General features: G+C 49.9%; 14 protein-coding genes. 6 read left to right on the forward strand and 8 right to left on the reverse strand.

Features of this window, described 5'->3' with window-relative positions; translation table 11 throughout:
• Nucleotides 1-4: 4 nt before the first annotated feature.
• Together C5O23_RS03175 and C5O23_RS03180 are read left to right on the forward strand one after the other, a co-directional pair.
• The gene (locus C5O23_RS03175) at nt 5-2,068 is read left to right on the forward strand and encodes a TonB-dependent receptor plug domain-containing protein (RefSeq protein WP_107031514.1); all 2,064 of its coding nucleotides are present in this window, start codon (nt 5-7) and stop codon (nt 2,066-2,068) included.
• A gap of 5 nt (nt 2,069-2,073) precedes the next feature.
• On the forward strand, nt 2,074-2,880 hold the full coding sequence (locus tag C5O23_RS03180; RefSeq protein WP_161553538.1) for a DUF4249 family protein: 807 nt from the start codon (nt 2,074-2,076) through the stop codon (nt 2,878-2,880).
• 94 nt (nt 2,881-2,974) lie between these two features.
• Here C5O23_RS03180 and C5O23_RS03185 read toward each other — a convergent pair whose 3' ends face one another.
• The 7 genes from C5O23_RS03185 to C5O23_RS03215 all read right to left on the reverse strand — a co-directional run bounded on the left by C5O23_RS03185 (nt 2,975) and on the right by C5O23_RS03215 (nt 14,585).
• Nucleotides 2,975-8,572: an alpha-2-macroglobulin family protein gene (locus C5O23_RS03185; protein WP_161553539.1), complete on the reverse strand. Its 5,598-nt coding sequence runs from the start codon at nt 8,570-8,572 to the stop codon at nt 2,975-2,977.
• A 206-nt stretch (nt 8,573-8,778) separates the two neighbouring features.
• Entirely contained in the window at nt 8,779-9,249 is a 471-nt protein-coding gene (locus tag C5O23_RS03190) for a hypothetical protein (RefSeq protein ID WP_107031517.1), read from the reverse strand.
• Nucleotides 9,250-9,284: 35 nt separating this feature from the next.
• A complete protein-coding gene (locus C5O23_RS03195; RefSeq protein WP_107031518.1) occupies nt 9,285-9,752 on the reverse strand; it encodes a hypothetical protein in 468 nt (155 codons plus the stop codon).
• A gap of 71 nt (nt 9,753-9,823) precedes the next feature.
• On the reverse strand, nt 9,824-10,384 hold the full coding sequence (locus C5O23_RS03200) for an RNA polymerase sigma factor (protein WP_107031519.1): 561 nt from the start codon (nt 10,382-10,384) through the stop codon (nt 9,824-9,826).
• A gap of 219 nt (nt 10,385-10,603) precedes the next feature.
• Nucleotides 10,604-10,840 (reverse strand): hypothetical protein, encoded by a 237-nt coding sequence (locus C5O23_RS03205; RefSeq protein ID WP_107031520.1) that lies wholly within the window; start codon nt 10,838-10,840, stop codon nt 10,604-10,606.
• Nucleotides 10,841-10,881: 41 nt separating this feature from the next.
• The gene (locus C5O23_RS03210; RefSeq protein ID WP_107031521.1) at nt 10,882-11,397 is read right to left on the reverse strand and encodes a porin family protein; all 516 of its coding nucleotides are present in this window, start codon (nt 11,395-11,397) and stop codon (nt 10,882-10,884) included.
• A gap of 176 nt (nt 11,398-11,573) precedes the next feature.
• The gene (locus C5O23_RS03215; RefSeq protein ID WP_133166495.1) at nt 11,574-14,585 is read right to left on the reverse strand and encodes a putative LPS assembly protein LptD; all 3,012 of its coding nucleotides are present in this window, start codon (nt 14,583-14,585) and stop codon (nt 11,574-11,576) included.
• Between the two features lie 349 nt (nt 14,586-14,934).
• On the opposite strand from C5O23_RS03215, the gene C5O23_RS03220 reads away from it, so the two are divergent.
• The 3 genes from C5O23_RS03220 to C5O23_RS03230 are packed head-to-tail and all read left to right on the forward strand — an operon-like array spanning nt 14,935 to nt 17,811.
• On the forward strand, nt 14,935-15,405 hold the full coding sequence (locus C5O23_RS03220; protein WP_107031523.1) for an Lrp/AsnC family transcriptional regulator: 471 nt from the start codon (nt 14,935-14,937) through the stop codon (nt 15,403-15,405).
• Between the two features lie 52 nt (nt 15,406-15,457).
• Nucleotides 15,458-16,786: a tRNA (N(6)-L-threonylcarbamoyladenosine(37)-C(2))-methylthiotransferase MtaB gene (mtaB, locus tag C5O23_RS03225; protein WP_107031524.1), complete on the forward strand. Its 1,329-nt coding sequence runs from the start codon at nt 15,458-15,460 to the stop codon at nt 16,784-16,786.
• Nucleotides 16,783-17,811 (forward strand): glycosyltransferase family 2 protein, encoded by a 1,029-nt coding sequence (locus C5O23_RS03230; RefSeq protein ID WP_240597639.1) that lies wholly within the window; start codon nt 16,783-16,785, stop codon nt 17,809-17,811. The genes mtaB and C5O23_RS03230 overlap by 4 nt, the downstream gene beginning before the upstream one ends.
• On the opposite strand, the gene surE is transcribed toward C5O23_RS03230, so the two are convergent.
• Nucleotides 17,800-18,573: a 5'/3'-nucleotidase SurE gene (gene surE / locus C5O23_RS03235; RefSeq protein WP_107031525.1), complete on the reverse strand. Its 774-nt coding sequence runs from the start codon at nt 18,571-18,573 to the stop codon at nt 17,800-17,802. The genes C5O23_RS03230 and surE overlap by 12 nt on opposite strands.
• Nucleotides 18,574-18,714: 141 nt before the next feature.
• On the opposite strand from surE, the gene C5O23_RS03240 reads away from it, so the two are divergent.
• Nucleotides 18,715-19,149, forward strand: coding sequence for a DUF4293 family protein (locus tag C5O23_RS03240; protein WP_107031526.1), 435 nt, complete (start codon nt 18,715-18,717; stop codon nt 19,147-19,149).
• Nucleotides 19,150-19,267: the final 118 nt, after the last annotated feature.

Here is a 19,267-nt window from a genome sequence, read left to right on the forward strand (position 1 = left end):
ATTTATGATAGAGAAAATAGTAGTTTTAGGTTTGGTCCTGGTCTGTGCAACGGTGACAGTTTCGGCTGAGGAGCCAAGTGACAGCATAATGGGTACGGAACTTAATGAGGTTGTTGTCACCGGCAACTCCGCCCGCCAGCGAATCAGTAACCCAAGGCTTGGAGCTGAACGGCTTGAATTGTCAAAGATGATACAGGTTCCGGCCTTTGGCGGCGAAGCCGATATCATAAAGTCGATCACACTGCTTCCCGGTGTCCGCAGCGAGGGTGAAGGCGGTGGCGGATTTGAGGTCAGGGGCGGTAACGCCTATCAGAACCTTGTTCTGGTCGATGGCATATCGTTATATAATCCCAGCCATGTGATGGGGATCTTCTCGACTTTCAACGACAATGCTCTCGGAAGCGCTACCCTCTACAAAGGTGCTATCCCGGCCATGTATGGAGATGCGACATCTTCGGTACTTGAAACTACTCTCGCTGCCGGGGATATGGAAAATTATCACGGGTCAGCCTCAATCGGAATACTTGCCGCCAAGATCAAGGCCGAAGGCCCGATTGTGAAAGATAAACTTTCGTTTGCCGTGGCCGCACGACGTTCTTACGTGGATGCATTTCTGAAAATAGTTCCCCAATACCGCAGCACAGTGATGAATTTCTATGATGTGTCGGCCAAGTTGCGCTATTGTCCTTCGCCAAGTCATCTGATCGACGGTTCGTTCTTTATCAGCCACGACAATATGGCGGTTGCCGACCTTATGGGATTATACTGGGGCAATCTCGGAGGATCGGTCAACTGGGTGGCCCGTGCCAATGACCGGCTTACGTTCACTACAACTGCGGCATTGACTCATTTCAGTCCTGAAATGTCAATGGACATGATGGATGTCAATGAAGCCATGTGGACCTACATACATAATTACTCCCTCAACGAGAGGCTGCGCTGGCAAATATCCGAATGGCACGGACTGGAGTTCGGATTGCGGTCAGAACTTCTTAAGGTAAAGTCGGCGGAATGGATGCTTAACGCTTCGCGCGAGCGTGAAATCAGGTCACTTTGGGAAAACTCTGCCTGGGCGGAATATTCCGGATCGTTTGCCGAAAAGCTTGATGTCACCGCCGGCCTGCGCCTCAATGTGGCATCAGTGTTGTCTCAGAATCGCTTTCATGAATTCCAAAGCGCCTATGACATCCCTAATCAGTTTGACGGCAAAACCTACATAGAGGTCGAGCCTCGGATCAATCTGAAATATAATCTCACGCATCTGCATAACGTAAAGGCAGGATTCGGCATATCAACCCAGAATCTTCACGCTATCCGCGCCAACGCCACATCTTTCCCATTTGACCGCTACGCTCTTACTTCGGCAATCGTAAAGCCTGAACGTTCGCTGCAATACGGGATAGGCTACAGCGGCATGACTGGGAACGGCGCGTTTGACTGGTCGGCCGAAGGATATTACCGAAGCATGGATAATGTCTACGACTTCAAGGATGGCCGCAGTACATTCTCTGACATCGCAATCGAAAGTATTATATTTGGAGGATGTGGCAGGAGCTACGGTGCGGAGTTCATGTTTCGCAAGAATACAGGACGTCTCACAGGCTGGCTGTCTTACACGATTTCGCACACAGAAACCAAGATTCCAGGCATCAATGACGGCCAGTGGTATAATGCTACCAATGACCGCCGCCATGATTTTACCGTCACTGCCATATATAAACTGTCTGACAGATGGAATCTTTCCGGCTCATGGATTTTTATGTCCGGCCAGCCGTTGACGGCTCCTGATGTGAAGTATGAAATCAGCGGCGAGACGTGTTACTACTATTCCAGGAGAAACGCTTATATGACACCTCCTACCCATCGCCTCGATCTTTCCGCCAAATATATCCACACCGGGAAGAAACTTACATATGAATGGGCATTCGGAATCTACAACGCCTATTGCCGCTACAATCCGTTCTTGGTCTACTTCGAGGATGATGCGTCCAAACCATCCGGAACACGTGCAGTGCTGCATGCAATGTATGGTCTTGTTCCATCAGTATCATATACTCTTAAATTCTGATGATTATGAAACTATATAGCATTCCGGCAATGATGTGCATGCTGCTTCTGCTCGCATCGTGCGAAAAGGAACTTGATTTCAAGTATCACGATATAGAACCGTTGACCGTTATTGAGGCGGAGCTTACTCCTGACGGGGCGAAGGTAGCCATCACCAGCACGACTCCTATGGATGAGCCTATGGACCGTACACATCTCACGGATGCAGTGGTGACACTGACCGATCTGACAGATGGGTCTGTATATGGTCTCCATACGGATTCGGAGGGTTTCTACACTGACCTGACACCAGGCGTTGCGGGTCATGACTATCGCTTGACAGTGGAAAGAGCCGGTTGCCGTTATGAGGCTACCGCCACTATGTATCCGCCGACCGAGATAGAAAGTCTTGAATTCAACTGGATCAAAATGCCCTACGATCAGGTGGCTGTCTTTCAGGGACGGTTCTACGATGATGAAGCCACGGAAGGGGACTGCTACTGGATAAAACTTTATCGCAATGGAAAGATTTATCAGTGGGGAGAGATGGATGACCGCAGTGCAGCAGACGGCATAAACACTTTTATCACTATGACCACCCGCAAGGACACGGATGAAGAGGATGATGATACGGTGCTTTTTGATGGTGATGTACTTACCTGCACTGTTTTGCCGGTTTCACGCGCCATGCACGATTATCTCGAAGCGTTACAGAATGACAGCAATGGCCCTGCTATGTTCAGCGGTGACAAATGTCTCGGATACTTTGTGGCTACTTCTCCTGTATCAGCTTCCATCGTATTTCGCCCTGATGAAATTCCCGAATACAAATGAACCGCACGTCAAAAGCATTTTCTGACTTCTGAGGTGCGGTTCGGGATAGAATCTGTTTCCGGTATTGCCGTGGTGGAGACGGATTTCGGATGTTTTATCGGGCCGGTGTCACAGTGAGCTGAGAGCCGGCTGAATGGGCCGATAGCTGCGGGGCATATTGGCTCTGGACTGTGGCCAGGCCGCTGGCAAACTGTCCGGCATTGTTTACCCACATGTCGTAGCTCAGCACATAGGTGCCTTTGGGCAGATGGTCAATGAAGATTCTCGTTGAAGAGTCGCGGTTCTCGCGGTAGAAGTAGATGCCTTCTGCAAAGATCGGCTCCGGTAACTGCTCAACCGGTTCGAAGCAGGCCGGACGCTCATCGATTATGGTGACGTAATCCATGTCGCGGTCTACTTTAAGTGTGAGTGTCACACTGATCCGCTGTCCTACTCTCAGGGTGTCAGCGAAAGATGTGTTGTTTTCGCCGGCATTGCCTTTGAGCACAAGATTCTTTTCTACAGAAAGCGCCTGGCAGGAGGCCGCCTTGACAGATGTCATGGAGTCAGTATAGAGATAGAAGACCGAGCCCCATGCCGGGGAGTTGCCGCTGCGGCTCACTTTCAGATCAGATGGCTTTCCTGCTTTCAGTGACAGTTGCGCACGGAATGAGCCTGTCAGACGTTCGATGTCAGACGGTTCAACTGTCTTGCCTCCGACCGAGACTTTGGTGCGGCCGGCCGGGGTGATCCAGTTGCGCGACGTAGAGAGGACAGATGCTATCACTGAGGATGTAGTGACGGATGTGCCCCAGTCTTTCGCTTCTTTCTGGAGTATCAGCCACTGGCGGATCAGGTCTATTTCCTTGCATGACGGATCAATCGCTGCATACGCATCGAGAATCAGGGCTGTAGTGCCGGTTTTGCCCATTGACCAGATGGTCATGTTGTCGAGCGACGGCCACCACATCCCTTTTTCAGGCGATGACTCCGCATATTCGCTCAGAGAGGCAAGTACGTTTCGGGCGACGGACTGATAGGAGTTCCGGTTGAGGATCATTGCATAGACAGCTTTGTCGAAGACGGATGAAGTCTTCCAGCCTGACAATATGCGCTGCACTGTCTGGCCGACAATCTTTGAATCAGCCGCCGGTGCGCCTGAAAGATTGCGGTAGAATCCGCGCATATAGACATATGAGGTGTAATCTCCGTCAGGATGCTTGTTGTAATCACGTCTTGTTTCCTTGTCCATCCATTTCAGCGCTGAAATGATCATGGAATTAAGTTCGCGTGAATCCGGTAGGAATCCGAGCTCAAGCAGACGGCCAAAGAGCAGGAGTGCATTTTCGGTTGCCCAGGCAGATGCTTCCTTGCCTGACGAATACCAAGCCCATCCGCCTCCGTTGCGCTGGAGCTTACGGAGGGTAGCGATGTTGGCAGCGATTGTCTGTCTGACTGTTTTTCCGTCGAACAGCAGTGCCAGCCGGCTCATTCGTTCGGTGTCGTTCTTGGCATCTGTCATCCAGGGAGTGGCTGCGAGCAGAATCTGCTTCAGATCTTCGTTGCGCTGGAGCATGGATGTCAGCATGCCCTCTGATTTATTGCTTGAGTTCCATTCTTTGAGTGCTGCGGCAAGATCCGGATTGTCTCGCAGGAGACCTGAGGCTATGGCTGCGGAGAAAATGGAGGCTGCGGCTTCATTGGCGGTCGAGGCTTCAAGTTCGAGCAGACCGGGGAGAGCTGTGACCACATACCATGTCGGATTGTCGCAGTATTGCAGCGTAATCCGGGCGTTGTCGGGTGTGACGGGGAGGGTCATGGTGAATTTTCTCTGATCCGGTGCTATATAGAACGGATAGGTGTCAATGACCGGGGTTACAGCCGGGAGGATGGGCAACAGGGTCTGCTCGCCGTCAGCAAAGCGGTCAGATGCTGATTTGATGCGATAACCGGCAAGGGGCATGTCAGACGGTGCGATGAATTCTATGCCGACAGTGGTTGCGCTGCCGGGATTTATCGAATCCGGACGGCTATAGGTGACAAGCTTACTGCCGTCTGCCGGATCGAACAGCTCGACCGTGGTGCTGACCGACAGCCTTTCATCACTGCCGTTCATGACTGAGGCTTCGATAATGACCTTGTCGCCAACGCGCAGGAAGCGTGGAAGGTTGGGCTGGACCATAACCGGCTTGGAGGCTGTGACCTCAGACATGAAAGTCGTTGAAAGCAACGAGTCGGTGAATGCTACGGCCCGGAGTCCCCAAGTTGTATTGGCGTTGGGAACGGTAAATGTCAGTGACAGACGTCCGTCAGCGGCAGTTTCAAGCATCGGTTTGAAGAAGGCGAGCGGGACTTCCCGGTCTCTGAATGTGAAAGGTGCCTCTCCTGCTGATTTTTGCTCAGCTCCAGACCCGCTTTCGGCAACGCGTTCGTCATCATAGGCTGTGTTGTCAGCCATTTTTGCTGCGGCCATATAATTTGTGGCTGATGTCACGGCGGCTCCGCAGTCCATAGCTGCTTCTTCAACAACAACCTCTTCGGAGTGTTCTCTGACTATATTTAATTCATCAACGGCTTTAATGCTACGGGAGCCATAGAGACTTGCGCCGCGGATGCGGATGCCGCTTGTGAATGCGAATCTGTTGAATACAGGGAGCCCATAGGTGTCAAAGGATGGTGCTGTGATTCTGTTTTCGGTCAAAAGTTTGCCTGGGCGGTAGTAGACTCTTTGATATTCTTTGGCGTTAAGATCCGGCTGAGACCACCTGAATGAATAGCCTCCGCCCCAGGATGTAGACGGTGTGAAATCCCAGTCTGTTTTTGCAAGTGCGTCAAGCGCGGTGTTATACATGTCCATAATGACAGCTGACTGTCGGCCTTGGCCTGACCGGTCGGTGACACGGAATGTCCAGGTCTCTTCCGAGCCGGGGATGGTGCGGTCGCGGAAAGATTCTGCAACGAAGTGTATGGACTTGGCTCTGACATCGCGTCTGAGAGTAAGAGAGGCCGATTCATTCCGGTAGTTGCCGGTGAGGGCTATCCTTATAGTTGCCGATTCAAGTCTGTCGGGCAGATGCAGTTTCAGTATGTTCATTCCGGCATTGGCTTTTATCCATGACTGTGATAGTATGGAGTCAGGAGTGTGGAGCGTGACGAGCAGGTTGGTCGGGCAGTTGACGGCATATAGCCATTCGCCTTCACCTGAAGTCTCCGAGGCTTTCACATCTGCTGACGGATACCATAGCAGCTTGGAAGGTGTGGGCGTTTCTTTGTCTGAGGGACGGTAGAGAACAGCGTCTTGTGAAACCGGAGCAGCCAAAGTTGAATCAGCTATGGAGAATTCCAGTCTGTAGCTGCCTGATTTCACTCCGGTGAGATCTATGACTGGCTTGCCGGGCATGATGGAGCCATTGAATACTTTTGCATTATCACGTATGACTGTGAAGTCAACCGGCATCTTTACGATAGAGTCTCGATAGTCCGTGATTTCTACTTTTATGGCTGTGGTCGGAGCTGAGATGTCAATATCGGCAGGCACAGATGCCCTGATGGCATAACGCATCCCGGTTGAAAATACTGTTGTGGCAATCTGGCTTTCACCTGTATTTGACATGGCTGATACCTCGGCGTTGAACAGGCCGCCGGGAATCGGGCTGAGTGCGAGTGTGGATTTCGGAATCACGATGTCGAATTCGCCTGATCCATCAGAACTTGCTTCCAACGTCTGGAATGCGACAGGTGCAGAGCGATTCCACCACCGCAGCGGCTGCATGGCGGCAAGGGTCACAGAAATTTTTGCGTCTGCGAGCGGGAAGCCGGCGTAGGTCTGAATGCGTCCGCGGAGGCTGACGTCACCGGCAGCCGGATAGTCTTTTTCTACAGGATCAAGTATGATTTTGAATGTAGGAAGCTTGTAGTCGCTCACCATGAAGCGGACCGGGTCATTGTTATTGTCTATTGAAATGCAGAAATTTCCGCTCAAAATTTCTTTAGGCAGAGTGAACTGTCCGTTCACGCGCCCGTAAGAATCGGAGGTTATTTTCGCAGTGTCAATGCCTTGGTATTTTGAATCGCGGAGAATTGCTGTAACCTCTTTATTGATTAGGGGCCTATGCTCTTGACCTTTATATTCATAGCATATAGCCATCCATTCCACACTATCGCCGGGGTGATAGAGCGGAAGAGAGGGGTAGCCTGACGATGTCTGTCGCCATTCGGGAGAATTGCGGCGATTGTTGTCGTTATAGATCCAGAGTGGCAGTGCAAAGCGGTCACCGTCTTTAGACATCACAGCATAGCCGTTTTGCGGGAAACTGGCAGAGCCGTCAGCTGCGGTGGTGCCGATCAGACGGGGAGTTCCTGTTTTGCGTGATGATTCCGGTATGACTGATATTTTCGCCCCCTCTACTGGAGCTCCGTCTGAAGCACGAAGTGCCCAGACTTCGGTCTTGTCAAAGAATGAAGCGGCTATGGAGTAATCGGAAATGTGGATTTTATGATACCAGTTACGGCTTTTCTGCGGAGCTCCGTCAATAGTCGCGATAGCCACATACTGACCGGGACTGCTGAACCTGTAACCGATAGTCAGTTCTTCATTAAACGGAATAGCGGCAGAGGCCGATGCGCTGAACGGAATTACAGCCAATGGTTTCAGTGATGGAAGACCAATGCAATTATAACTTTGTTCGGCGATGGGAGAGGACGATACATTATATATATATAGCTTGCCTGACTTGACGTTTGAAACGGAAAGTCTGAACGTAACTTCCGAATCAGGCGCTGAGACAGTAGGGTAGGAGAGTTCTATCCCTTGCATTTCGATCTCTGAAAGGGTGTTCTTGAGATTGTTGTTGCGGCGGAATGCCGGAAATGCTTTAAGATTGTGGCGAATAGCTTCAGCCAACCATTTTTTTATTTCTGAGTCATTGCAGCTGACTGCGAGAAGAATGTCTCCGGAATATTCAGATGTGCTGTATTCTTCATATAGAGATCTGAGCAGTTCTGACTTGCGCTCTGTCGGCGAAGACGACAGATTGTCTCCGCTCCATACGTGTGAAGTGATGAAGTCCAGACGGTTGATATCAGTAATGATGAATGGAGCTGAGACCGAGTCATGGAATCTTAGCAGAGATGCATATATGTCGAGGATTCTGCTTGCTGTCGGGTCGAAGCGGTTGAATGGCACTTTGAGATATAGGTCATGACGTGTGAGCAGTCCCCATGAAAGGATATTGCTCATGCGTCCGGTCTCGTTAAGCAGTCTTATGGCCTTGTTGGCTATGAAGTCAAAGATGGAAGGATAGTAGATCTGAGTCTCATTGCGGGCGCTGAGATTCTTTCCGAGTGATAGGGCAGTGGCATAGGTTTTGATCGGAGTGGCTTTAAGCTCTGACTCCGGAAGAAGGGCAGTGTCGATTAGCGAGTTGATTTTCATCCGGAACTGTTCACCGCTCCATTCCTGATAATTTTCGGGCAACGGAGTCAGCGGAAGATCGCGGCTGTCATATTTCCAGCGGGCCGCTGAATAGGTCGAGGCGTAGATGTCGGCTTCGAGCATGATAAGCATCGAGCGTAACACCGGATCGGATGCCAGGGCTGCGACGGAATCAATTTTGCTGATGGCATTGGCGCTCCTAAGGGCGTCAATCCGTGATTCAGCGAGATAATAGTCAATGAGCGCCCGCACAGTTGCCGGGCCATCATGCTTTTCCAAAGCAGACGAAAGATCTTTTTCAGCTTGCCGACTGACAGTTTTGGGATAGGCAAAATCCGGTCTGGTGGCTGTCTGTGCATTCAAGTCTATCGGTTTGCAGAGAGAAAGGAATGCGAAAACAGACAGCAGAAAGAATATTCTACTGGCATACATAAATAAAAGGAATAGAGAAGTGGGGGGGTGAAAAAGAGGTTTAGTAAAAGGGTTTATCTTTTTTGTTGGCGGCGATGCTGGCGCATCAGCTGGCGGGTGAAATCACGTTCGGCATCCTTGAGCTTAAAGAGTTGTTGTGGCGTAAGGATGGATTTGAAATCCTTGAAGTATTTCATCTCGATCTCATTTTCGCGGCCTTTAAGTTCATAGGCTGCTTCAGCAGCTTTTTCATATTCCAGATCTGTAGCTTTGTCTCCTTTGCGCATAGTCTGCTGGTAGAGTTGTCCGGCTTCCTCCTGAACTTTTCTGACTTCATCTTCCATTGAATTGTAAAGAGGCAGAAAAGACGTTTTCTGTTCATCATTAAGCGCGAGCTTTTTGATGAGGAAATCGTTCTTGTATTGCTGAATTTCTTTCATCCATGTCACCCGTTCACGCTCTGACGGGCGCTGAGCCTGGATTGACAGTGGTGAAACTGTAGCGGCGGCTATAGAGAAGACAATGGAAAAGATGATCTGTTTCATGAAGGTGCGGTGGTTTGATAAAGACGAGATATGGGTCAGATGTCAGAAATGGGGAATTCCGGATTTTCCGGAATCACGGTCGAGTCGGTGAATTCATCTGTCAGTTCTTCTTCACAGACAGATGGGTCAAATCCGGTTTCATAGAGATCCTGCATCAGCTGATATTCGCTGATATCTCCCTCGTTTATAAAATATTCGTTGATAAAGTGATCGTTGTTCAAAGCAGCAGTCATGACAGGATTGTTGTCAATTGAGAGCCCGGAAGAGTCGGTGCGCATCAGGTCAAACATTTTCATCATGCACCATACACCCATGAACATTGCGGCAAGATACAGATATGGTCTCACCCGCTGCCATGCAGTGTGTGGCATGACCTTAGGCTGAGGCTTTTCCCATTCCATTTCAGGAAGCGAAGCGGCCATGCGTGCGGCAAAATCATCGAAATAACCGTCTGGCACGGTCATTCCGTCGTTTCGAGCTGCCTTTGTCAATATATCTTTCATCGTGTCTCTTGTTTTTTGAAGCTTAAAATTGATTACAATTTTATGATTAGACTCTCCGGACAGAATTTAGTTTAATCAGAGTCTGCAAAAAATTGTTCGATTTTTTTTACAGCGAGATGATATGATGCCTTCAAGGCTCCGACAGATGTTCCCATGATTTCTGACATCTGTTCGTATTTCATGTCATCATAGTAGCGCATGTTGAAAACAAGGCGCTGCTTTTCAGGGAGTGTGGCTATGGCGTTGCGGAGTTTTAGCGCAAGCTCGTCGCCGTCAATGTTAGTGTCTGCCTGAATGAGAGCTATGAGTTGAGATTCATCGTCATCGAGTGAGATCCCTCGTCTTTTTTTCTCACGCTCAAGATAGGAGATGCTTTCGTTTACTGCGATTTTATACAGCCATGTTGAAAGTTTGGCATCTCCACGGAAATTTTCTATGTTCTGCCAGGCTTTTAAGAATGTGTTCTGGAGGATATCATCGGCATCGTCATGAAGCTGGACAGTGCGACGGATCAGGCGATAAAGCGGCTCGGAATACAGACGGATGAGGTCATTGAACGCCGCGCGGCATGTCGAGGGGTCTCTCAGACGTGCCACGAGAGTCGAGTCGTCAGGCTTAAGATCTTTTTCCATCTGTAAAGTGATGATGTTATTTTTACAAAAATAGGAATAAATTGTTAATCAGTTCGCAAAAATAGTCATAATTGATGTTAATCTTAGATCTCAGATTGCCATTGTCTCCCGTTGCGGCAATACAGTGTAAGCAGACAGTCTCAGCCGAAATTTTAATTTTCAGGGCCGGGGCTGTCTGATTATAGAACCATAATAATATATATGTAATGGTCTCTGATATTATTGACGGGCATATGACCGTATGGTCGGGCTTTCGATGTCTACTCCGTAGTCCTGGGCGCGTTGGAGTATGGCACGGGCCAGTTTCGGTTTTAGATCTTCGGGGCAATATCGGAAGTAGGCTTCGGCAGCACGTACATGGGCTGCGTCAGGCATAGGATATTCCCGGCGTTCAGGAAGACCGAACACGGAATCCGGCATATCTTTGCGCTCTTCGTAGGAAATCTTATCACTCATGACTGTTATTCATTAGCGGGTTAAGCGCCATAGATTTCAGCTTACAGGTTGAAGCGGACACCAACCTGAAGCAGACCTTGCGCTCCAAAACCAAGTTCGCCGAAAATGCTGGTGACACGGGTAAGATTTACTTCAGCTCCGAGTGGAGAGGCCTGGAATGCGAAGTAGGCTTTGTTTTTAGACCAGTCGTCACCGGCCATGTGGGTGATGTCAACACCGATGCCGAGATGTCCGTAAAGTGTTGCTACCCGGTTTCTCCAATAGTCGTAGCGGCCGTTGAGCATGATCACGTGGTAATAGGCATTCGCATCATCTGAGTGCTTGTAGCTCGCCGATGAGAAAGTGTATGAGATGCCAAGGTATGTCTTGGGCATTACCTTGAAATTTACAGCTGTGGTCAGGGCTCCCCATGCACTGTTGACGGATCCTCCGTCGTGCATGTCTGTGGCATCCATCTGTGTGTAGCCGCCGTAACCGATCTGGAGCTGTGCTTTCTGTGCGTGTGCTCCGAAGGCCATCCCTAAAACAGCACACATGATAAGTAGAATTTTTTTCATCTCTTGGTGTTATTAAGTAGTGATAAATAATAGTTTCCGGTGATCGTATCCGGTAATTTGCGATTGGATGCAAATGCGGATTCGGTTTAATAACACTAAATGGAGATGAAAAGTTTATTGCAATGCCATATATTCATTGTCAGGATATCAATATCCGGGGCCAATGTAATGAGGTATCAATACCATTGCACGCCGTTGGAGTATGATGAGCGTTTGTCATACTTGAGGTCTTGCAGGAGCGAGGATTTGACTGATATGTGGAAATTGTAGCTCTTGTATGGTCCTACCGGCACGAAGCTTGCGCGCATGGTGAAGCAGTGCATGTCACGCGAGATATTGCAGTTCATGTAGGCGAGTTTACGGGTGTCGAAGTTGTAGCTGGCCGAAAAACCGAAATTCCAGTTGGCCGTTGGTCTGATATTGCCTGAAAAAGAAAGGTTTTGAGTTATCTTGCCTTTGTATTCCAGTTTTTTGTAGTCGAATTCTCCATAGCCGTAATTGACGGAGTAGTTGAAAGTGAGATTCCAGGGCACACTCCATTTCATGTAGCCGTCATCGTCAAATTCCATGCCGGAATTTTTCTTGCTGCTTTTTCGGGTGGGGCTTTCGTAGTCAGATGTTGTTTCGGCAAATTCCTGATCCATGCTTTGGGCTTTGCCGTTGTCTTTTTTGTCTTTTTTATCCTTGTCTTTGCCGAACAGCTTTTTGAAAGTGTCGTTGTTGAAGGTGTAGCTGAACGAAGTGCCTGTGCTTGAAAGCTTGCCCCAGCCTTTGCCTTGAGATATGCGGAGCTTGTTGACACGCACGGGGTTGCCGGCTGAGTTGAGCGCATAGGTATAGACATCCCAGGTTGCCGAGAGGTTAAGGTTGAAGTTCTTGACCAGACGGAGCATTATTGAGGTGTTGAGATTTGACCAGCGCATTGAGTCGGCGGCAAAGTTGTAACTTTGTGACAGCGAAAGGTTTTCGATCAATGAAATTTTCTTCTCCCCGATCGAGTCTTTGTCTGACTTGACTTTCATTTCCAGATTGTTGGCAAGCGAGATGCTTATGGCGCCTGTTTTGCCTTGGCCGGGGACTCCGAACAGTGAGTTCGGGAAGTAGGAGTAGGTGCGTGTCTGCATCTCTCCTTTGGCGTCAGGATACTGGTAGGATCCGTAATAGCCGAAAAATTTCGATGCAAAGTCCGGTGATCCGGTAAAAGAGATTGTGGGGGTGAGCACGTGGCGGATCATCTTGACCTTGTCGCCCAGAAATGGCAGCGGCTGGAAGAAGCCGTAGATTTTGGTGTCAAGCGATACTGCGGCACTGAAGTCCCAGACGTTATAGAAATTATAGGTGGTGTCAAGGACCTCGGCGGAGGCATTCGGATCCCACTGCCGGCGGACTTTGGTTGAATACATTCGGTCGGTCAGGTTGATCGACGGGGTGAGGTTGAGGTATTTGAACAGGTTAAAGGTGGCGCTGATGGGGATGCTGTGACGCATGCCGTTGCGCCAATCCTTGATGAGGCTTTTCTTGAAAAATTCATCCTGCTTTGCAGTCAGGGAGTTGTTGAACTGACCTGAATAGGAGAGTTTGATTTTTTCATACCATTTCTCTTCACCCACAGCGCGTTTACGCTTGAAGGGATAGAGCTGAGACATGGTTATGGTGAAGTTGGGGAAAGAGACGGCAAGAGTTGAGTCCTGGGAGCGCTGGGAGATGTTGGCTGTTGTCGAGACGGACCATTTTGAGTTGGGAAAACGGTAGGTCATGTTGATCGTACTGCTCTTTGTGTTTTCGGTGAAAGCGTTTGAGTAGTATGAGTTCAGGTCGTTTCGCGTATAGCCGCTGGTGGTGAAGTTCACGCTTGCCGAGAGACTCATGTTGGGGTTGGCTTTTGAGTCCTGGCTGTGGTTCCAGAGCACCTGGAAGTTGGTCGACTTAGTATAGTCGGGCATTCCTTTGTCGCCGGTGATGGTCTTGAGATACGAGATGTTGAATCCTCCGGAATATTTGTATCGTTTGACATAGCGCGATTCAGCGCGCAGGCCCCAGGAGCCGAGGGTGTAGATCTCGCCGGTGAGGGCAAGGTCAATGTTGTCGCTGAGTGCGAGGTAGTAACCGCCGTTACTGAGATAGTAGCCGCGGTTGTAGTCATCGCCAAAGGTGGGGAATATGATACCGGATGAATATTTTTCAGAGAATGGAAAGTATCCGAAAGGCACAGCTAACGGGAGTGGCAGTCCGGCAAGCACCATATAGGCCGGTCCGCTGACCACGTCTTTGCCTGGCCGGACTTTGGCTTTTGTCAGTTGAAGATAGAAGTGGGGGTCATCGTGGTTGTCGCAGGTGGTGTAGCGGCCGTTCTGTACATAGAAAGTGTTTTCGTCTATTTTCTTTGTCTGTCCGCCTGTCAGATAGCCTTCGCCCTGCTGGGTGATTACATCGGTGATGTAGCCGTATTCCGTCTTGAAGTTGTAGTGCATTGTTTTTGCCTCATAAGATGTCCCGTTGTCTTCGAATACGGGAGTGCCGAAGAGGTCGCCGACGGAGTCTACGCCGCCCATTGCATAGACGGTGTTGTTGTCGAGATTCATCTCGATCTGTTCGGCATCAAGTTTGATGTTGCCATAGCTGACTTTGCTGTCGCCATACATGAATGCGGTGTTGCGCCCGATGAGCACCATTGAGTCTTGGGCCGAAAAGTCGACAGCATTGTCAAGGTCTACCTTTGTGCGCACGATGTTCGATCCCTTTTCCGGCGGAGTGATGCGACGGCGGCTCAGCTGTGACCGGCGGGTGCTGTCAGGGGTATAGGTGTGGCGTGTTATCTGGCCGGCAAGGCTGTCAGCGGCTATGCCGGCAGAGTCAGTGCTGAGGATAACCGAATCTGGTGATGCGATTTGCTCAGGCGCAGGCGCTGACCGGCGGTTAGCTGTGGCATCAAAGAGGGTGGCTGGTTTCTGGTATATGATTTCGTCGGAATCCAATGTCTCGGTTGTGTCAGGACTGAGGCTGTCAGCGACGGATATTGGCAGAGGTTCAATTTCTGTAGGCTGGGCCTGTGGCGACGGAATGGATTCCGGTTGCATGACATCAACACCCCCGGCAATTGAACCGGGGTTTACGGAGCGCGAGAATGCACCTACGGAGAGGGCACACAGCAGCACTATTGTGATGATATATAGTTGAGAATATCTCAAAACTGCACCTTAATAGTAAGATAGACGTAGTTCCTTTGGGAAAATGGAAGATCTCGGAATGGAGGTGAAATCTCAGGACCTGTCAGGAAAATCTCTGCAAAGATATAACATTATCCGAAAATAGACAAAGAGCATATGGGATATACAGCATTAATTATTGTAAAAACAGTCATTCGCGCGGTGTTTAGAGTTTGGATTTCAGGCGTGAAGATTGAAATTTATAATTAAAACCCAAGATTTGTATTAATAATTGTGATTTTTTGGCTAATTTTGCATTGTAAAACGGGCTGTGGCCCGATTGATACAAATGCATTTTTAATAAACCATTATAGAGCAAATTTTAAAACTAATGGCAAGACAACATTTTGACATGCTGGATTTCAAGATTCTCAAAATGCTTTCCAGCAATGCTCGCAAGCCGTTTCTTGAGATAGCACGTGAGACTAATGTATCAGGCGCAGCCATACATCAGCGCATACAGAAACTGACTTCGTCCGGCATCATAAAGGGCTTTGAGACAATAATCGACCCCGCATCTGTCGGTTACGAGACTTGTGCATATATAGGCTTTATCCTGCAGGACTCTTCAAAATTCAATGAGGTTGTCCAGTTGCTTAAGGATATACCTGAAGTGGTCGACTGTCACTTCACTACAGGCAGCTATGATATTTTCGCCAAGATCTTCGCCCGCAACAACGAGCATCTTCTTGAAGTGATACATCAGATCAGCCTTGGCGCCGTCGGACGCACCGAAACTCTTATCTCATTTAAAGAGGTGCTCAAGCGTCCGATTCCTATCCAGGCCGAAAACTTCGACTGAAAAAGGAGCCCTGATTAAACAACCTCTAATTTATTCTTCAAAGAGACATACCTTGATTGATAAGGAGACTTTTGGAAATCAGACTGCACTGTTTCATACTTTTGGATGCAAACTGAATTTCGCCGAGACTTCCACGGTGGCGCGCATCTTTGCCTCCCGTGGGATTCAGCGTGTCCATGAGGGTGACAGGCCTGATTTTATAGTGGTCAATTCATGCAGTGTCACCGAGATCGCCGACAAGAAATGCCGTCAGGCGATACGGTCGTTCGCACGCCGCTATCCTGAGGCTAAGATCGTGGTGACCGGGTGCTATGCCCAGCTCAAGCCGGGCGAGGTCGCGTCGCTTCCCGGTGTGGCTGTTGTGGCCGGTACGGATCGCAAACTCGAACTGGCTGATTATCTCGACCGGGTCACCGGCGCTTCTTCGGCTGAAGAGGCCGCCACATTTGTCACGCCGACAAAAGAGATACGCTCTTTCAGTCCTTCATGCTCGCGTGGCGACCGCACACGTTATTTTCTGAAGGTGCAGGACGGTTGTGACTACTGGTGTTCCTACTGTACCATCCCTATGGCCCGTGGGCGCAGCCGCTCAGGATCGATTGAGGAGATAGTCGCCCAGGCCCGCGATGTGGCAGCCGAGGGTGGCAAGGAAATTGTCATCACCGGTGTTAATATCGGCGACTTCGGGCGTGGCTCCGGTGAGACTTTCTTTGATCTGTGCAAGGCTCTTGATGAAGTCGAAGGAATAGAGCGCTATCGCATTTCCTCGATCGAACCGAATCTGCTTACTGATGAACTGATTGACTTCGTGAGCCGATCAAAGCGCTTCATGCCTCATTTTCATATCCCATTGCAAAACGGCAGCGACGAGGTGTTGCGCCTGATGCGCCGACGCTACGACACGGCGCTTTTCCGCAGCAAGATCGAGCATATACGCCGGGTGATGCCTGATGCGTTTATAGGTGTCGACCTGATTGTGGGCGCGCGCGGAGAGACCGAGGAGCTCTTTGAGGAGTCGAAGGCTTTTGTAGAGTCGCTTGACATATCTCGCCTACATGTGTTCACCTACAGCGAGCGTCCCGGCACACGGGCGCTGGAGATAGCCCATGCCGTCAGTCAGGAAGAGAAGCACCGGCGCACTCGTCTGATGCTCGCCGTCTCTGAAAAGAAACTGAAGAATTTCACATCGCGTTTCGTCGGGACAACGCGTCCACTTCTGATAGAGCATCCGCGCCATGACGGCTCGATGGCCGGATTTACTGATAATTATCTGCGTGTCAACATTGCTCCGGCTCCGGAATTGTCAAACACTGTGGCTCCAGTGACGATTCTCGCCATGAACCCGGAAGGAGAAGAGTCGGAAGGAGAGGTTGTGAGATGACAGAAATGACGGTTGCGGCTGAATCAGTCCCGGCCCGTGTGGCCGTTATAATTCTCAACTGGAACGGCGAGAAATTTCTGCGCGCCTATCTTCCGTCGGTGGTGCGCCACACTCCGTCTGCCATAGCGGATGTCTTCGTGGCCGACAACGGATCGACCGATGGCTCCGTTGACTTGCTCAAACGTGATTTCCCGAATGTTCGCACCATTCTCTTCAGCGAGAACCACGGTTTTGCCGAAGGTTATAATCTCGCCATAAAGGAAGTGGCGCCACATTATAAATATAGTGTGCTTCTGAACTCTGATGTCGAGGTCAAGGATGACTGGCTTACACCTATGTTCAACTTCATGGAGTCGCATCCGGAGGCGGGAGCTGTTCAGCCGAAAATTCTGTCACTGACAGAGCCTGAAAAATTTGAATATGCCGGGGCCGCCGGCGGTTTTCTTGACCGCAACGGTTATCCATATTGTCGCGGACGCATATTCGGAACTGTCGAGACCGACTGCGGGCAGTATGACAGCCCTATTCAGGTCGATTGGGCAAGCGGTGCCGCGCTGATGGTTGACAACAGTTTTTATCTTTCGGTAGGAGGGCTTGACAAGGCGTTCTTTGCCCATATGGAAGAGATTGATCTCTGCTGGCGCATGAGGCTTGCCGGCCGACAGTTGTGGGCGGTTCCGTCAGGGGCTGTCTATCATCTGGGAGGCGGGAGTCTGCCGGCTTCTAATCCGCGCAAAACCTATCTGAATTTCCGCAACAATCTGCTGATGCTCCGCAAGAACCTTCCGCGCAACGGGCGCACGCGCCGTCTGGTGTGGCGCCGCCTGCTTGATACTCTGGCATGGGCCAAGTTCATGGCATGTCTTGATTTCGGCAATGCGCGGGCTGTGGTCAGGGCCCATCGTGATTTCTCACGTATGCAGGCAGTTTATGATACGGATCCACGTGTCGATCTGCTGTCCGGCCGTCCGAACATCCTTCTTGAATATTATCTGCTTCGTCACGACCGCTTTTCAGATTTCTGAAAAGATATCCCTTACACGGATTATCATATCTGTGGCTGTCTGATCCGGGCGGATCGGGACAATCGTGCCATACTGCTGTTTCAGCCAGTATTCATCTGTCTCCAGATTGTCAGGCTCGTCATTGTGGAACTTGCCCGTCAGCCAGTAGAACGGAGTGCCGTGGGGAGTGGCGTAGGTGGCATATTCCTCAGTCCACCGTCCTTTGGCCGCGCGCACAACTTTGATGCCTTTCGGAGTGCAGCGGGTGGGGAAGTTCACGTTCAGGCAAATCCCCTCAGGCAGTCCTTCGGCAAGTACTTTGGCGGTTATCTCTTTAATGAAAGGTGTCAGCGGATCGAAATCGGCTCCGGGCGAATGGTCAAGCAGCGAATAGCCTATCGAGGGTATTCCAAGCAGACAACCTTCCATTGCGGCTCCCATTGTTCCGGAATATATATTGTTGACAGCGGCGTTTGATCCGTGGTTGATACCGGAAAGAATCAGATCGGGCCTGCGGTCAAGCACAGCAAACATGGCGAGCTTCACGCAGTCAACCGGTGTGCCGTTGGCGCTCATCATGCGGGCGCATTCAAGCGGCTGATGTTCGTTGATGAAGAGAGGCGTGTTTACGCTGATAGCTGATGACTTGCCTGACTGCGCGCTGTCAGGGGCTACGACCACAACATCGCCTAATGTCACCGCTATGCGTGTGAGATGGGCTATTCCGCGTGACCCGATTCCGTCATCATTGGTTATGAGTATAAGGGGGCGTTCTGCTTTCATGAATCAGTGATTTTTGGACAAAATTACAGAAAAATGCCAACTAATCATGCGCTCAATTGTTAAAATTTTAGTACTTTTGACCTCCCGAAGGTCATGGTGGCCTTTGTTGAATGAAATCATCAATTCAAAAAAATAAACGTTATGCAGATACAACGCATCCAGACCGTCTATATCTTCCTCGCGCTTGTAGCGATGATGATATTTGTGATTGTGCCCTATGGGGAAGTAGATTATCTTTCCGGTCAGCCGGTTGTCACTGAGAAACTCTACACCATGTATGAGTATGGGCTTCTGATACCGGCAGCCGCAGCCGTAATACTGCTTATTGTAGACATATTTCTTTTCCGCAATCTGCCGCTGCAGCGGACGGTGCTTACCATCAGCCTGCTTCTGACTCTATGCTGCATCGCAGTGGTCTGCTTCATACTCTTCAAGCAGGCGGGAGCCGAGGAAATGGATGCCCATTTCTCAGTCTGGGATATTCTTCTTCCTGTAGCCGTCATATTCGAGATTCTCGGTCTCGGCGGAATATCAAAAGATGTCAAACTGCTCAATTCCTACAACCGTCTTCGTTGATTGGCGCTATAATGCTCTTGTAGAGAAGAGTATTCAGTCTTTGGGGACCGCATAGACAATTCGTCTCCGCAAAGAAGCGGAGGCGAATTTTTTTGTCGTAGAAATTTGTATCTGGAAA

This window comes from Duncaniella muris, from assembly GCF_003024805.1.
Taxonomy (GTDB): domain Bacteria; phylum Bacteroidota; class Bacteroidia; order Bacteroidales; family Muribaculaceae; genus Duncaniella; species Duncaniella muris.

Coding starts and splice junctions, on each gene's coding strand:
- C5O23_RS03175 (WP_107031514.1), top strand. CDS start 5: ATGATAGAGAAAATAGTAGTTTTAGGTTTGGTCCTGGTCTGTGCAACG.
- C5O23_RS03180 (WP_161553538.1), top strand. CDS start 2,074: ATGAAACTATATAGCATTCCGGCAATGATGTGCATGCTGCTTCTGCTC.
- C5O23_RS03190 (WP_107031517.1), bottom strand. CDS start 9,249: ATGAAACAGATCATCTTTTCCATTGTCTTCTCTATAGCCGCCGCTACA.
- C5O23_RS03195 (WP_107031518.1), bottom strand. CDS start 9,752: ATGAAAGATATATTGACAAAGGCAGCTCGAAACGACGGAATGACCGTG.
- C5O23_RS03200 (WP_107031519.1), bottom strand. CDS start 10,384: ATGGAAAAAGATCTTAAGCCTGACGACTCGACTCTCGTGGCACGTCTG.
- C5O23_RS03205 (WP_107031520.1), bottom strand. CDS start 10,840: ATGAGTGATAAGATTTCCTACGAAGAGCGCAAAGATATGCCGGATTCC.
- C5O23_RS03210 (WP_107031521.1), bottom strand. CDS start 11,397: ATGAAAAAAATTCTACTTATCATGTGTGCTGTTTTAGGGATGGCCTTC.
- C5O23_RS03220 (WP_107031523.1), top strand. CDS start 14,935: ATGGCAAGACAACATTTTGACATGCTGGATTTCAAGATTCTCAAAATG.
- C5O23_RS03230 (WP_240597639.1), top strand. CDS start 16,783: ATGACAGAAATGACGGTTGCGGCTGAATCAGTCCCGGCCCGTGTGGCC.
- surE (WP_107031525.1), bottom strand. CDS start 18,573: ATGAAAGCAGAACGCCCCCTTATACTCATAACCAATGATGACGGAATC.
- C5O23_RS03240 (WP_107031526.1), top strand. CDS start 18,715: ATGCAGATACAACGCATCCAGACCGTCTATATCTTCCTCGCGCTTGTA.